This window comes from Streptomyces rimosus, assembly GCF_008704655.1.
Classification (GTDB): Bacteria; Actinomycetota; Actinomycetes; order Streptomycetales; family Streptomycetaceae; genus Streptomyces; species Streptomyces rimosus.
Genome location: NZ_CP023688.1, coordinates 1,741,286 through 1,755,330 on the forward strand (window position 1 = coordinate 1,741,286; position 14,045 = coordinate 1,755,330).

Genomic DNA, 14,045 nt, shown 5'->3' on the forward strand with positions numbered 1-14,045 from the left:
GTCCGTCGGGCGCCCATCAGGGGTTTCCCGGAGGTGGCGGTACGTTCCGGCACGGACGGCAGGTCTACGGAAACCACTCGAACCGGTGAGCATGCCGCGGCCCCCGGAGGAGCCGCGGCGGCGTCGGGCCGGCCGACGGGGCGACAGCCGGAACGACCGGCCGCACGAGGACACCGGCTACGCGGGGGTGCCGGCTACGCGGGGTGCCGGTCACCCGGGAGTGCCGGCTACTTCTTCTCCGTCTCCGCGGCGAGGTTGGCGAGCACCGTGTCGTAGATGCGGCCCAGCCCCTTCGGCGCGAACGTCCGCTCGAAGAAGCCGCCGATGCCGCTCGCACCCTGCCAGGTCGTGGTGACGACCACCTTGGCGCGGCCCTCGCCCGCCGGGGTGACCACCCAGGTCGTCACCATGGAGGAGTTGCGGTCCTTCTCCACCAGCTGCCCGTCGGTCGGCTCGTCGACCTCCAGCAGGCAGTCGCGCACCCGCTTGCTCGTCGCCTGGAGCTTCCAGTGGACGAGGGTGCCCTTGCCGTCGCCGCCCTCGCGCACCTCGTACTCGCTGAAGTGCTCGGGCAGCAGCTTGCCGCGCGTGCCGCTGTAGTCGGCGAGCGCGTCGAACACGTCCTCCGGGTCCGCCGCGATCTCGCGCTGCGTGGTGGCCTCGACCTGGCCCATGTGTCTCTTCCTCCGGTGCTCGTCTGCTGTTCCCGCGGCCCGCGGGCCGTACCGGCGCCGTGCCGCGCCGCGGGAACACCACCTTAGGCGTGGCCCGGACCCGCGGGCGCCCGGCCGCCGTACGGACGGGCGCGGCTCCGCGACGCGCCCGGGCAGGGTTTGACAGACTCCATGGGAACAGTTGTTCTATTATCTCGAACAGCGGGGCCGCCGAGAGCCCCGGGGACAGCGCCCGAGCGGGGAGCCGGAGCGCCGGGACACAGCCGAGGGAACACCGCCGGGGGGCCGAGGGACTCAGGAGGAAGCGCGATGCACTGGGAGAATCTGGGCGAGCAGTCCGCCGCCCTCTTCGGCACGGATGTCGTCAGCCGTACGGTCGACACCCCCGAATTCCGGGGGATCACCTTCCACGAGGTGCGCGCCCGCTCGATCATCAACCAGGTGCCCGGCGCCTCCCGCATGCCGTTCGAACGGACGGTGAACCCGTACCGGGGCTGCTCCCATGCCTGTGTCTACTGTTTCGCGCGCAAGACCCACAGCTATCTCGACCTCGACACCGGGCTGGGCTTCGACTCGCAGATCGTGGTGAAGGTCAACGCGCCCGAGCTGCTGCGGCGCGAGCTGGCCGCGCCCCGCTGGCGCGGCGAGCACATAGCCATGGGCACCAACGTCGACTGCTATCAGCGCGCCGAGGGCCGCTACCAGCTCATGCCCGGCATCCTCACGGCCCTGCGCGATCGCGCCAACCCCTTCTCCATCCTCACCAAGGGCACGCTGATCCTGCGCGACCTCGACCTGCTGCGGCAGGCCGCAGCGGTCACCGACGTCGGCGTCTCGGTCTCGGTCGGCTTCGTCGACCGGGAACTGTGGCGCACCGTCGAGCCCGGCACACCCGCGCCGGAACGCCGCCTGGACGTCGTGCGCACCCTGGCCCACCACGGCATCCCGGCCGGCGTGCTGATGGCACCGGTGATCCCCTTCCTCGGCGACTCCCCCGGCCAACTGCGCGCGACCGTGCGGGCCGTCGCCGCCGCCGGCGCCACCTCCGTGACCCCGCTCGTCCTGCACCTGCGCCCCGGCGCCCGCGAGTGGTTCATGGCCTGGCTGGCCCGGCACCACCCGCATCTCGTGCGCCGCTACGAGCGGATGTACGCGGACGGCGCATACGCCCCCAAGTGGTACCAGCGCCGGATCACCCGCCAGGTGCACGAGCTGGCGGACGAGTACGGCATCGGCCCGGCCCGCGCCGGGGAGGCCCGGCGCATCGACCGGCCGGCTCCCGGCCCCGCCCCCGAGCACACGCAGCTCGCGCTGCTGTGATCGCTGCCGTGGCCTACGCCTCCGCCGTGGCGAGGGCCTGGGCGAGCCGGTCCCGGGCCCGGGTCTGGGCGGCTATCCGCTCGTCGATGACGGCGAGCCGCTCACGGGCTATGCGCAGCCCCTCCGCCGACGGCGGCGCCGTCGTCATGTCCCCGTCCAGACAGGCCGTGAAGCAGCTCACGTCGGTCAGGGTCAGTCCCGCGTCCAGCAGATGGCGGATGTTGCGCACGCGGACGGCGGCGCCCGCGTCGTACACCCGATAGCCGTTGTCCGCGCGGACCGATGTGATCAGTCCCGCCCCTTCGTAATGCCGCAAGGCCCGCGAGGACACCCCCGTCACCGCGGCCAGCTCGCCGATCCGCACCGGCCCCACCTCCCGCCATTGTTGTAGCAGGAGGCACTGACAAGGGCGCCGGAGGGCGGATCCCAGGGAATCCCCTGGTAAGCGACCGGGCCGCGGAGCCGGGCCGGCGTCAGGCCACCACCGCCCCGCCGTCCACCGGAAGGATCACTCCGGTCACGAACGACGCCTCCGCCGAGGCGAGCTGCACCACGGCCCACGCGACCTCCTCCGGCCGCCCGACCCGTCCCAGCGGCGTGTGCCCGACCTGCCACTCCCGCACCGCCGCCCGCTGCTCGGCGGTCAGCCCCTGGTGCTCCCCGATGGGGGTGTCGACCGCGCCGGGAGCGACGCCCACGACCCGGATGCCGCGCGGCGCCAGTTCCACCGCCCAGCTGCGGGTGAGCAGTTCGAGCCCGGCCTTGGTGGCGCCGTAGACCGCGTTCCCGGGCCAGGCCCGCTGCCCGACCGAGGTGCTGATGTTCACCACCACGCCGCCGGTCTCCTCCAGGTGCGGCAGCGCCGCCTGCGTCAGCAGCACCGGCGCCACCAGGTTCGTCGCGAGCTGCGGCTCGATCCGCTCCCGGGTCAGCGTCCCGAGGCCCCCGCTCCCCACGATCCCGGCGTTGTTGACCAGCACGTCCACCCGCCCGTGGCGCCGTACCGCGTGCCCGACGATCTCCTCGGCGGCCCCGTCGGCGGTGATGTCGGCGACGTACGGCTCGATCGCCCCGTACCCTTCAGCAGCCTCGGCCAGCGGCCCGGACCGCCGCCCCACCGCGACCACCCGGTCCCCTCCTGCCGCGAACCGCCGCGCCGTGGCCCGCCCGATCCCGGTCCCCGCGCCCGTCACCACAACGACACGGCCCCGCTCCTGCTGCCGCCCACGCGGCTGTTGCGTCCTCATGGGCCACAGCCTGAAACGTTGCCGCCAGTGACAAGGTCAAACGCATAGCGTCGCGCTCATGGTGGTGGAGCGCTTACGCATACGGGACATGACAGCGGACGACGTGGACGCGGTGGCGGTCATCCGGACACGCGGCTGGCAGGCCGCCTACGCGGGGCTGATACCGCAGGCGTACCTGGACGGGCTGAACCCGGCCGAGGATGCGGAACGACGGCGCGCGCTCTTCGCCGCGGCACCGCCCGAGGTGGTCGATCTCGTGGCGGAGCGGGACGGCGGCCTCGTCGGCTGGGCCGCTTTCGGACCGGCCCGCGGGCAGGACGAAGGCCCGCGGAGACCGCCCGGGGGCGAGCTGTACGCCCTCTACCTGTCTCCGGAGCACATCGGAACGGGAATCGGCCACGCGCTGATGGACGCCTGTCTGCTGCGGGCCGCGCAGCAGGGGTTCCCCGAGGTGGACGGCACCCCCACCCTCAGGACCCCGCCCTCTCCCCCGGCTCCTCCTGCACCCCCAGCCGCGCCAGCGAGGCCGCTGCCGCCGCGGCCAGCCGTGGGTGATCGCGGGCCGCGGTGAGGACCGGGACCGCGCGTCGGTCGCCCAGGGCGCCCAGGCCCTCCACGCAGGCCAGGGCGACGCGCCAGTACGGGTTGTGCGGGGTGAGGAGACGTTCCAGAGTCGCTATCAGGGCGGGGACGGATTCGGGGGCGCGGAGTTCGGCCAGGAGACGGACCGGGTGCAGGGCGTAGGCGGTGCGCAGGGGGTTGGTGGCGAGGGCGGCGGCGGCGCGGGCGGTGCGCGGGTCGCCGAGGCGGCCGAGGGCGTGCGCGGCGGTGGCGCAGCGCACCGGGTCGCGGTAGTTGAGGAGCAGGATCAGGGTTTCGAAGGCCCGGCGGTCGCCCGCACTCCCCAGGATGAACGCCGCGATCTCCCGCGCCCACAGCGGGCGCTCGACCGCGGTGAGCACCCGGGCCAGTTCCTCGCGCCCCGCCGGGGTGTTCTTGCGCGCCAGCCCGAGGAGCCGCTCGTAGGCGACGAGATCCTGCGGGGAGCGGAGTTCGGCGCGCACCCGGTCCGTCAACTCGTGGAATTCATCTTCCATTTGCCGCTCCCTCCCGCGGAATTCCCACGGTACGTGCGACGTGGCCAGAGCCACAGCCCAAATCCCGTGCCAACCCCTGGCGCTGCTGGTTACCGACGAGTTAAGGTGCTGAGCACGGGCAGTACCCCTGCCCCGGCGGCCTGGTGACGCAGCCGCCACAACGTGCAGTCGGTTCGGCGTTCAGCACGTCTTCACGACGGGACCCGGGGACAGGGCCCTGTCGATCAACATCCGCTAGGGTCATGCATGTTCTGCATGTGCCCGGCCCCTCCTCAGTCGTCACTCACCCCTGCGCACATGGGCCCTCCTGCCTCGGGAACCTCTGTCCGCACGGGATCCACTCCCTGGAGTCTCGCGATGGACCCTCAGTCCACACCTGGCCGCACGGCCGACGCCGCCACCGTTTCCCAGGTCTCCCCCACCTCTTCACCCCCCGCCGCGCCCCGAACGCCCGCCACCGTGGCCGTCGTCGGCCTCGGCACGATGGGCACCGGCATAGCCGAGGTGCTCACCCGCGCCGGCCGCGAGGTGATCGGCATCGACATCGACGACACCGCCGCCCGCCGCGCCGTCGCGACCCTGGAGGCGTCCACCGCGCGGGCGGTGCGCCGGGAGCGCGTCACCGAGCGCGAGCGGCAGGACGCCCTGGCCCGCTTCCGTACGTTCCGCGATCTCCAGGCCGCCGCCGAAGCGGACCTCGTCATCGAGGTCGTGCCGGAGGACTACGAGCTCAAGCGGCAGGTCTTCGCCGAGCTGGACGGCATCGTGCGGCCCGACGCCATCCTCGCCACCGGCACCAACGCGCTGTCCGTGACCCGCCTGGCGGCCGACTCCCGCCACCCGGAACGCGTCCTGGGCCTGCACTTCTTCAACCCGGCGCCGGCCATGAAGCTGGTCGAGGTGGTCTCCTGCGTGCTGACCGCGCCGACCGCCGTCACGGCCGTCACCGAGCTGGCGCGCGAGCTGGGCAAGGACCCGATCGCGGTCGGCGACCGGCCCGGCTTCGTCGCCGACGGGCTGCTGTTCGGCTACCTGAACCAGGCCGCCGCGATGTACGAGTCCCGGTACGCGACCCGCGAGGACATCGACGCCGCGATGAAGCTGGGCTGCGGCCTGCCGATGGGCCCGCTGGCGCTGCTCGACCTGATCGGCGTGGACACCGCCCGTACGGTCCTGGAGGCCATGTACGCCGCCTCCCACGACCGGCTGCACGCGCCCGCGCCGATCCTCGGCCAGCTCGCCGAGGCGGGGCTGACCGGCCGCAAGGCGGGCCGCGGCTTCTACACGTACGAGGCGCCGGGCAGCGCGGCCGTCGTGCCGGACGTCCACTCGCCCGCCGGGACCCACGAACCGACCGCCGGGCGCACGGTGCGCGGCGTCGGCGTGGCCGGGTCGGGGACGATGGCGAGCGGGATCGCCGAGGTCTTCGCCAAGGCCGGCTTCCCGGTGGTGCTGGCGGCCCGCAGCCTGGAGAAGGCCGAGGCGGCCAAGGCGCGCGTCGCCAAGTCGCTGGACCGCTCGGTGAAGAAGGGGCGGCTGACCGCCGAGGCGCGGCAGGCCGCCCTCGACGCGATCACCCCCGCCGGGACGCTGGACGCGCTGGCCGACGTGGACCTGGCGATCGAGGCGGTCGCCGAGGACCTGGAGGTCAAGCGGCAGCTGTTCGCCACGCTGGACAAGGTGTGCAAGCCGGGCGCCGTCCTGGCCACCACGACCTCCTCGCTGCCCGTGGTGGCCTGCGCGCGGGCCACCTCGCGCCCGCAGGACGTGATCGGGATGCACTTCTTCAACCCGGCGCCGGCCATGAAGCTGGTCGAGGTCGTGCGGACGGTGCTGACCGCGGACGATGTGCACGCGACCGTGCGCGCGGTGTGCGCCCGGGTCCGCAAGCACCCGGTGGACTGCGGCGACCGGGCCGGGTTCATCGTCAACGCCCTGCTGTTCCCGTACCTGAACAACGCGGTCAAGATGGTGCAGGAGCACTACGCGACGCCGGACGACATCGACGCCGCGATGAAGCTCGGCGGCGGCTACCCGATGGGCCCGTTCGAACTGCTCGACGTGGTGGGCCTGGACGTGTCGCTGGCCATCGAGAAGGTGCTGCACGCCGAGTTCCGCGACCCGGGCCTGGCACCGGCCCCGCTGCTGGAACACCTCGTCGCCGCGGGCTGCCTGGGCCGCAAGACCGGCCGCGGCTTCCGTGAGTACGCCCGGCGCTGACGCGTGGCGGACGGCCCGGCCGCCGGCCGGCGGCGGATGGGGCGGGCTGCTGGATCCTTCCGGCGGCCCGCGCCCGGGAGGGGCCCGAGCGACGGCTGATGCCGCAGGCAGCGGGAATATGCAGTACCGTCCCCACATGTCCCAGCCCGCCCGTACGCAGCCGTCCGACGGAACCGAACCGACCACCCCCGGCACCCGCCGGGCCGCCGCCCAACGCCTGAAGATGCGCCGCGAACTGGCGGCCGCCGCGATGGAACTGTTCGCTGCCAAGGGCTACGAGGCGACGACGGTCGACGAGATCGCTGCCGCGGCCGGTGTCGCCCGCCGCACGTTCTTCCGCCACTTCCGCTCCAAGGAAGAGGCGATCTTTCCCGACCACGACGACACCCTCGTACGGGCCGAGGCCGTCCTGGACGCGGCGCCGCCGCACGAGCACCCGCTCGACACGGTCTGCCGCGGCATCAAGGAGGTCATGCGGATGTACGCGGCCTCCCCCGCCGTCTCCGTGGCCCGCTACCGGCTGACCCGCGAGGTGCCCACCCTCCGCGAGGCCGAGATCGCCTCGGTGGCCCGCTACGAGCGGCTCTTCACCCGCTACCTCCTCGGCCACTTCGACGAGGGCGCCCACCACGAGGGCGACGACGACCCGCTGCTCGCGGAGGTCGCCGCGTCCGCCGTCGTCACCGCGCACAACCACGTGCTGCGGCGCTGGCTGCGGGCGGGCGCGGAGGGGGACGTGGAGGCGCAGCTCGACCACGCCTTCGCGATCGTCCGCGCGACCTTCGGCACGGGCATCGGCGCGGGCCGCGGCCGGGGCGGCGAGGCGCGCCAGGAGCCCCCGGCGCGGGCGGCGCGGCAGGGCGAGGTCCTGGTGACCGTGGCCCGTACGGACGCCCCGCTGGACGAGGTCATGCGCACGATCGAGAAGGCGCTGAAGCAGCGCTCCTGAGCTACGCAACGCCCTGGCACCGGGGGTGGCGTGCACCACCCCCGGGCGGGCGTCCTGCCAACCATTACGTCCCACAAAGGGCGACATTTCACCATTTCAGCTGGCCACCAGGCCGCTCATGCGTGCCCCCCAGATGACATCTGAGAGAAATTGTTGGCACTCAGTGTCTTGTCGGCTGGCACGCGGTGTCATACGTTGATGTTGTCCGGGCGGCCGGCACGCGGAAAACCCCCGCGCGCCGGCTGTCCCAGCAAGCCCTTCGCGCCTGCCCGCCCGGACGCCTGCGTCACAGGCACCCGCACCGCGCTCACCCGCGCAGCCGGAACACCCCTCAGCCGGACCGACGGCCCCTTCCGCACCACCCCCGACGTACCCTCAAGCCGCTTTCGACTGGCTTCGCCGGAGGCACACCGTGAACCAGATACTTGACGCGATCCTCGCGCCAGAGAGCACCCGCGAAGACTTCGCCGCTCTGCCCCTGCCCGACTCCTACCGCGCGGTGACCGTGCACAAGGACGAGGCCGACATGTTCGACGGCCTGCCCACCAAGGAGAAGGACCCCCGCAAGTCGCTGCACGTGGAGGAGGTGCCGGTGCCCGAACTGGGCCCCGGCGAGGCCCTGGTGGCCGTCATGGCCTCCTCGGTGAACTACAACAGCGTCTGGACCTCGATCTTCGAGCCGATGTCCACCTTCGGCTTCCTGGAGCGCTACGGAAAGCTGTCGCCGCTGACCAAGCGCCACGACCTGCCGTACCACGTCATCGGCTCCGACCTGGCGGGCGTCGTGCTGCGCACCGGGCCCGGCGTGAACTCCTGGAAGCCCGGCGACGAGGTCGTCGCGCACTGTCTGTCCGTCGAGCTGGAGTCCGCCGACGGGCACAACGACACGATGCTCGACCCCGAGCAGCGCATCTGGGGCTTCGAGACCAACTTCGGCGGCCTGGCCGAGATCGCGCTCGTCAAGTCCAACCAGCTGATGCCCAAGCCGGATCACCTGAGCTGGGAGGAGGCGGCGGCGCCCGGGCTGGTCAACTCCACCGCGTACCGCCAGCTGGTCTCGCGCAACGGCGCCGGCATGAAGCAGGGCGACAACGTGCTGATCTGGGGTGCCAGCGGCGGACTCGGCTCGTACGCCACGCAGTTCGCGCTGGCCGGCGGCGCCAACCCGATCTGCGTGGTCTCCAGCGACCAGAAGGCGGAGATCTGCCGGAAGATGGGCGCCGAGGCGATCATCGACCGGAACGCCGAGGGGTACAAGTTCTGGAAGGACGAGCACAGCCAGGACCCGCGCGAGTGGAAGCGGTTCGGCAAGCGCATCCGCGAGCTGACCGGCGGCGAGGATGTCGACATCGTCTTCGAGCACCCGGGGCGCGAGACGTTCGGCGCGAGCGTGTACGTCACGCGCAAGGGCGGCACGATCGTCACCTGCGCCTCCACCTCCGGGTACACCCACGAGTACGACAACCGCTACCTGTGGATGTCGCTGAAGCGCATCGTGGGCTCGCACTTCGCCAACTACCGCGAGGCGTGGGAGGCCAACCGCCTGATCGCCAAGGGCAAGATCCACCCGACGCTGTCGAAGACGTACTCCCTGGAGGAGACCGGGCAGGCGGCGTACGACGTGCACCGCAACCTCCACCAGGGCAAGGTCGGCGTGCTCGCGCTGGCCCCCGAGGAGGGCATGGGCGTGCGCGACGCGGAGATGCGGGCCAAGCACATCGACGCCATCAACCGCTTCCGGAACGTCTGACCCGGACGGACGCGAGAGTACGGGACCCCACATGACCGAACGTCACAAGGATCGTCCGTGGCTGATGCGGACGTACGCCGGGCACTCCACCGCCGAGGCGTCCAACGCGCTCTACCGGCGCAACCTCGCCAAGGGCCAGACGGGCCTGTCGGTCGCCTTCGACCTGCCGACGCAGACCGGTTACGACCCGGACCACGTCCTCGCCCGCGGCGAGGTCGGCCGGGTCGGGGTCCCCGTCTCCCACCTCGGTGACATGCGGCGCCTGTTCCAGGACATCCCCCTGGAGCAGATGAACACCTCGATGACCATCAACGCCACGGCCATGTGGCTGCTGGCGCTGTACGAGGTCGTCGCCGAGGAGCAGGGCGCCGACATCGGCAAGCTGTCGGGCACCACGCAGAACGACATCGTCAAGGAGTACCTCTCGCGCGGGACGCACGTCTTCCCGCCGGGGCCGAGCCTGCGGCTGACCACCGACATGATCGCGTACACGGTGGCGCACATCCCCAAGTGGAACCCGATCAACATCTGCAGCTACCACTTGCAGGAGGCCGGGGCCACGCCGGTACAGGAGATCGCGTACGCGATGAGCACCGCGATCGCCGTGCTCGACGCGGTACGGGACTCGGGGCAGGTGCCGTCGGAGAAGTTCGGCGACGTGGTCGCGCGGATCTCGTTCTTCGTCAACGCCGGGGTCCGGTTCATCGAGGAGATGTGCAAGATGCGCGCCTTCGGCCGCATCTGGGAGCAGGTCACCCGGGAGCGGTACGGCGTCGAGAACCCCAAGCAGCGCCGCTTCCGGTACGGCGTCCAGGTCAACTCGCTCGGCCTGACCGAGGCGCAGCCGGAGAACAACGTCCAGCGGATCGTGCTGGAGATGCTGGCCGTCACCCTGTCCAAGGACGCCCGCGCCCGCGCCGTACAGCTCCCGGCCTGGAACGAGGCGCTGGGGCTGCCGCGGCCGTGGGACCAGCAGTGGTCGCTGCGCATCCAGCAGGTGCTGGCCCACGAGTCGGACCTGCTGGAATATGAGGACATCTTCGCCGGGTCGCACGTCGTCGAGGCCAAGGTCGAGGAGCTGGTACAGGGCAGCCTGGCGGAGATGGACCGGATCGCGGAGATGGGCGGGGTGATGGCGGCCGTCGAGTCCGGCTACCTGAAGTCGCAGCTGGTCTCCTCGCACGCGGAGCGGCGGGCCCGGATCGAGTCGGGCGAGGAGAAGATCGTCGGCGTCAACTGCTACGAGTCGACCGAGCCGAACCCGCTCACCGCCGACCTGGACACCGCCATCATGACCGTCGACCCGGACAACGAGGCGAACGTGGTGCGGGCGCTGCACGCCTGGCGGGACAACCGCGACGAGGGCCGCGCGCAGGAGGCGCTCTCGGAGCTGAAGAAGGCCGCGGCGGGCGACACCAACCTGTTCGCCGCGACCCTCGAATGCGCCCGCGCGGGGGTCACGACCGGCGAGTGGGCCTGGGCCCTGCGCGACGTCTTCGGCGAGTTCCGGGCTCCGACCGGCGTCTCCGGCGCGCCGCTCGCGGTCACCGCCGAGGCGGGCACCCCGCTCGCCGAGGTCCGCGCCAAGGTCGAGCGCACCGCCGCCGACCTGGGCGGCGGCCGGCTGCGCCTGCTGGTCGGCAAGCCCGGCCTGGACGGGCACAGCAACGGCGCCGAGCAGATCGCCGTACGGGCCAGGGACGCCGGCTTCGAGGTGGTCTACCAGGGCATCCGGCTGACCCCCGAGCAGATCGTCACGGCGGCCGTCGCCGAGGACGTGCACTGCGTGGGCCTGTCGATCCTGTCCGGCTCGCACGCCGAGCTGGTGCCGGACGTGCTGGAGCGGATGCGCCGCAGCGGCGCTCCGGACATTCCCGTCATCGTGGGCGGCATCATCCCCGCCGCCGACGCGGCGGCCCTCCGGGAAGCCGGAGTGGCGGCCGTCTTCACCCCGAAGGATTTCGGTATCACGGAGATCATCGGCCGTATCGTCGACGAGATCCGTACCGCGAACAAGCTCGACCCTCTGGAGGTCCCCGCATGACCCGCCCGTCCCCCGCCACCGCCCCTTCCGAAGGCAACCGCCTGCGCCCGCGCCGCTCCTGCCTCGCCGTGCCCGGCAGCAACCCGCGCTTCCTGGAGAAGGCCCAGGGCCTGCCCGCCGACCAGGTCTTCCTGGACCTGGAGGACGCCTGCGCGCCGCTGGCGAAGCCGGGCGCGCGGCACAACATCGTCGACGCGCTGAACACCGGCGACTGGACCGGCAAGACGCGCGTCGTGCGGGTCAACGACTGGACCACGGAGTGGACCTACCGGGACGTCATCACCGTCGTCGAGGGCGCGGGCCAGAACCTGGACTGCATCATGCTGCCGAAGGTGCAGGACGCCCAGCAGGTCGTCGCGCTGGACCTGCTGCTGAGCCAGATCGAGAAGACCATGGGCTTCGAGGTGGGCCGGATCGGCATCGAGGCGCAGATCGAGAACGCCAAGGGCCTGGTGAACGTGGACGACATCGCCGCCGCGTCGCCGCGCCTGGAGACCATCATCTTCGGCCCGGCCGACTTCATGGCCTCCATCAACATGAAGTCGCTGGTGGTGGGCGAGCAGCCGCCCGGGTACGGCGCCGACGCGTACCACTACATCCTCATGCGCATCCTGATGGCGGCGCGCGCCCACGATCTCCAGGCGATCGACGGGCCCTACCTCCAGATCAAGAACGTGGAGGGCTACAAGGAGGTCGCCGGGCGGGCCGCGGCGCTGGGCTTCGACGGCAAGTGGGTGCTGCACCCGGGCCAGGTCGAGGCCGCCAACGAGGTGTTCTCGCCCACGCAGGAGGACTACGACCACGCGGAGCTGATCCTGGACGCGTACGCGTGGCACACCTCCGAGGCCGGCGGGAAGAAGGGCTCCGCGATGCTCGGTGACGAGATGATCGACGAGGCCAGCCGCAAGATGGCGCTGGTCATCGCCGGAAAGGGCCGCGCCGCCGGCATGACCCGTACCTCGAAGTTCGAAGCCCCGGAGGCGTGAGCGCGATGCAGTTCGGCCGTACTTATGAGGAATTCACCGTCGGGGACGTCTACAAGCACTGGCCGGGAAAGACGGTCACGGAATACGACGACCACCTCTTCTGTCTGCTGACCATGAATCACCATCCGCTGCACATGGACAGCAACTATGCGGAGCGGACCACCGACTTCGGAAAGAATGTCGTCGTCGGGAACTACATCTACTCGCTGCTGCTGGGGATGTCGGTTCCGGATGTGTCGGGCAAGGCGATCGCGAATCTCGAAATCGAGTCGCTGAAGCATGTGGCGCCGACTTTCCACGGGGACACGCTGTACGGCGAGACGACGGTACTGGACAAGACGCCGTCGAAGTCCAAGAGCGACCGCGGGATCGTGTACGTGGAGACCAAGGGCTACAAGCAGGACGGCACCCTGGTGTGCGTCTTCCGGCGCAAGGTCATGGTGCCCACGGCCACCTACGTCAAGGAGCGCGGCGGGGAGCAGCCGGGCCGCCCGGAGCTGCGGGAACCGGCCCGTAAGGAGAAGTGAGATGAGCGGACGCCTCGCGCAGACCGAGGGCCTGACGGACATCCAGCGGGAAATCCTCTCGACGGTCCGTGACTTCGTCGACAAAGAGATCCTGCCGGTCGCCACCGAACTGGAGCACCGCGACGAGTACCCGACGCAGATAGTCGAGGGGCTGAAGGAACTCGGCGTCTTCGGGCTGATGATTCCGGAGGAGTACGGCGGGCTCGGCGAGTCGCTGCTGACGTACGCGCTGACGGTGGAGGAGATCGCCCGCGGCTGGATGAGCGTGTCGGGCATCATCAACACCCACTTCATCGTGGCGTACATGCTCAAGCAGCACGGCACGCAGGAGCAGAAGGAGTACTTCCTGCCGAAGATGGCGGCCGGGGAGATCCGGGGTGCCTTCTCGATGTCGGAGCCGGCGCTCGGTTCGGACGTCTCCGCCATCACGTCCAAGGGCGTGGCGGACGGCGGGGATTATGTACTGACCGGTCAGAAGATGTGGCTGACCAACGGCGGTTCGTCAACTCTGGTCGCGGTGCTGTGCCGTACGGACGAGGGCCATCCCGAGGGCACCCCGCCGCACAAGTCGATGACCACCTTCCTCGTCGAGAAGGAGGCCGGTTTCGGTGAGGTGCGGCCGGGCCTGACCATCCCCGGCAAGATCGACAAGATGGGCTACAAGGGGGTCGACACCACCGAGCTGATCATGGACGGGCTGCGCGTCCCCGCCGACCGGGTCCTCGGCGGCGCGACCGGACGTGGCTTCTATCACATGATGGACGGCGTCGAGGTCGGCCGGGTGAACGTGGCCGCGCGGGGCTGCGGTGTCGCGCAGCGCGCCTTCGAGCTGGGCGTTTCGTACGCACAGCAGCGGCACACCTTCGGCAAGCCGATCGCGCAGCACCAGGCGATTCAGTTCAAACTTGCCGAAATGGCGACAAAGGTGGAAGCCGCCCATGCGATGATGGTCAACGCCGCGCGCAAAAAGGACTCCGGGCAGCGAAACGACCTGGAAGCGGGCATGGCCAAGTACCTGGCCTCCGAGTACTGCAAGGAGGTGGTGGAGGACGCGTTCCGCATTCACGGCGGCTACGGCTTCTCCAAGGAGTACGAGATCGAGCGCCTCTACCGGGAGGCACCGATGCTCCTCATCGGTGAGGGAACCGCCGAGATCCAGAAAATGATCATCGGCCGGCGGCTACTGGAGGAGTACCGAATCCAGGGGTGAATGCCCGATTTGGGGTGATTT

Annotated in this window: 13 protein-coding genes; 9 read left to right on the plus strand and 4 right to left on the minus strand. The window is 70.9% G+C overall.

Features of this window, described 5'->3' with window-relative positions:
• Positions 1–227 precede the first annotated feature (227 nt).
• Positions 228–674 carry an SRPBCC family protein gene (locus CP984_RS07070; protein ID WP_003981800.1) on the minus strand — a complete coding sequence of 149 codons (447 nt, stop codon included), beginning with the start codon at positions 672–674 and terminating at the stop codon, positions 228–230.
• Between the two features lie 309 nt (positions 675–983).
• On the opposite strand from CP984_RS07070, the gene CP984_RS07075 reads away from it, so the two are divergent.
• The gene (locus CP984_RS07075) at positions 984–1,994 is read left to right on the plus strand and encodes an Rv2578c family radical SAM protein (RefSeq protein ID WP_003981801.1); all 1,011 of its coding nucleotides are present in this window, start codon (positions 984–986) and stop codon (positions 1,992–1,994) included.
• A gap of 13 nt (positions 1,995–2,007) precedes the next feature.
• Here the strand turns inward: CP984_RS07075 and CP984_RS07080 are convergent, their stop codons facing one another.
• Positions 2,008–2,358, minus strand: a complete 351-nt coding sequence (locus CP984_RS07080; protein WP_003981802.1) for a MerR family transcriptional regulator — start codon at positions 2,356–2,358, stop codon at positions 2,008–2,010.
• Between the two features lie 109 nt (positions 2,359–2,467).
• The gene (locus CP984_RS07085) at positions 2,468–3,241 is read right to left on the minus strand and encodes an SDR family NAD(P)-dependent oxidoreductase (RefSeq protein WP_043978894.1); all 774 of its coding nucleotides are present in this window, start codon (positions 3,239–3,241) and stop codon (positions 2,468–2,470) included.
• Positions 3,242–3,329: 88 nt separating this feature from the next.
• On the opposite strand from CP984_RS07085, the gene CP984_RS07090 reads away from it, so the two are divergent.
• Positions 3,330–3,812 carry a GNAT family N-acetyltransferase gene (locus CP984_RS07090; protein WP_003981804.1) on the plus strand — a complete coding sequence of 161 codons (483 nt, stop codon included), beginning with the start codon at positions 3,330–3,332 and terminating at the stop codon, positions 3,810–3,812.
• Here CP984_RS07090 and CP984_RS07095 read toward each other — a convergent pair.
• Positions 3,712–4,338: a HEAT repeat domain-containing protein gene (locus tag CP984_RS07095; protein ID WP_003981805.1), complete on the minus strand. Its 627-nt coding sequence runs from the start codon at positions 4,336–4,338 to the stop codon at positions 3,712–3,714. The two genes, CP984_RS07090 and CP984_RS07095, sit on opposite strands and share 101 nt — an antisense overlap.
• 357 nt (positions 4,339–4,695) lie before the next feature.
• On the opposite strand from CP984_RS07095, the gene CP984_RS07100 reads away from it, so the two are divergent.
• From CP984_RS07100 to CP984_RS07130, 7 genes are all read left to right on the plus strand, one after another.
• Positions 4,696–6,558, plus strand: coding sequence for a 3-hydroxyacyl-CoA dehydrogenase family protein (locus CP984_RS07100; RefSeq protein WP_078575371.1), 1,863 nt, complete (start codon positions 4,696–4,698; stop codon positions 6,556–6,558).
• Positions 6,559–6,694: 136 nt separating this feature from the next.
• A complete protein-coding gene (locus CP984_RS07105; RefSeq protein ID WP_030179831.1) occupies positions 6,695–7,507 on the plus strand; it encodes a TetR family transcriptional regulator in 813 nt (270 codons plus the stop codon).
• A gap of 412 nt (positions 7,508–7,919) precedes the next feature.
• Positions 7,920–9,257 carry a crotonyl-CoA carboxylase/reductase gene (gene ccrA / locus CP984_RS07110; RefSeq protein WP_003981808.1) on the plus strand — a complete coding sequence of 446 codons (1,338 nt, stop codon included), beginning with the start codon at positions 7,920–7,922 and terminating at the stop codon, positions 9,255–9,257.
• 31 nt (positions 9,258–9,288) lie between these two features.
• Positions 9,289–11,301 carry a protein meaA gene (locus tag CP984_RS07115; protein ID WP_003981809.1) on the plus strand — a complete coding sequence of 671 codons (2,013 nt, stop codon included), beginning with the start codon at positions 9,289–9,291 and terminating at the stop codon, positions 11,299–11,301.
• Positions 11,298–12,287 (plus strand): HpcH/HpaI aldolase/citrate lyase family protein, encoded by a 990-nt coding sequence (locus tag CP984_RS07120; protein WP_003981810.1) that lies wholly within the window; start codon positions 11,298–11,300, stop codon positions 12,285–12,287. Before CP984_RS07115 ends, CP984_RS07120 begins: the two co-directional genes overlap by 4 nt.
• A 5-nt stretch (positions 12,288–12,292) precedes the next feature.
• Complete coding sequence (locus CP984_RS07125) at positions 12,293–12,814, plus strand: MaoC family dehydratase (RefSeq protein WP_003981811.1); 522 nt, start codon at positions 12,293–12,295, stop codon at positions 12,812–12,814.
• 1 nt (position 12,815) lies between these two features.
• Positions 12,816–14,024 carry an acyl-CoA dehydrogenase family protein gene (locus CP984_RS07130; protein ID WP_003981812.1) on the plus strand — a complete coding sequence of 403 codons (1,209 nt, stop codon included), beginning with the start codon at positions 12,816–12,818 and terminating at the stop codon, positions 14,022–14,024.
• Positions 14,025–14,045 lie beyond the last annotated feature (21 nt).

What these genes read in the sequence shown, in the direction of transcription:
- CP984_RS07070 (WP_003981800.1), bottom strand. Translation starts at nt 674, where the DNA reads ATGGGCCAGGTCGAGGCCACCACGCAGCGCGAGATCGCGGCGGACCCG.
- CP984_RS07075 (WP_003981801.1), top strand. Translation starts at nt 984, where the DNA reads ATGCACTGGGAGAATCTGGGCGAGCAGTCCGCCGCCCTCTTCGGCACG.
- CP984_RS07085 (WP_043978894.1), bottom strand. Translation starts at nt 3,241, where the DNA reads ATGAGGACGCAACAGCCGCGTGGGCGGCAGCAGGAGCGGGGCCGTGTC.
- CP984_RS07090 (WP_003981804.1), top strand. Translation starts at nt 3,330, where the DNA reads ATGACAGCGGACGACGTGGACGCGGTGGCGGTCATCCGGACACGCGGC.
- CP984_RS07095 (WP_003981805.1), bottom strand. Translation starts at nt 4,338, where the DNA reads ATGGAAGATGAATTCCACGAGTTGACGGACCGGGTGCGCGCCGAACTC.
- CP984_RS07100 (WP_078575371.1), top strand. Translation starts at nt 4,696, where the DNA reads ATGGACCCTCAGTCCACACCTGGCCGCACGGCCGACGCCGCCACCGTT.
- CP984_RS07105 (WP_030179831.1), top strand. Translation starts at nt 6,695, where the DNA reads ATGTCCCAGCCCGCCCGTACGCAGCCGTCCGACGGAACCGAACCGACC.
- CP984_RS07115 (WP_003981809.1), top strand. Translation starts at nt 9,289, where the DNA reads ATGACCGAACGTCACAAGGATCGTCCGTGGCTGATGCGGACGTACGCC.
- CP984_RS07120 (WP_003981810.1), top strand. Translation starts at nt 11,298, where the DNA reads ATGACCCGCCCGTCCCCCGCCACCGCCCCTTCCGAAGGCAACCGCCTG.
- CP984_RS07125 (WP_003981811.1), top strand. Translation starts at nt 12,293, where the DNA reads ATGCAGTTCGGCCGTACTTATGAGGAATTCACCGTCGGGGACGTCTAC.
- CP984_RS07130 (WP_003981812.1), top strand. Translation starts at nt 12,816, where the DNA reads ATGAGCGGACGCCTCGCGCAGACCGAGGGCCTGACGGACATCCAGCGG.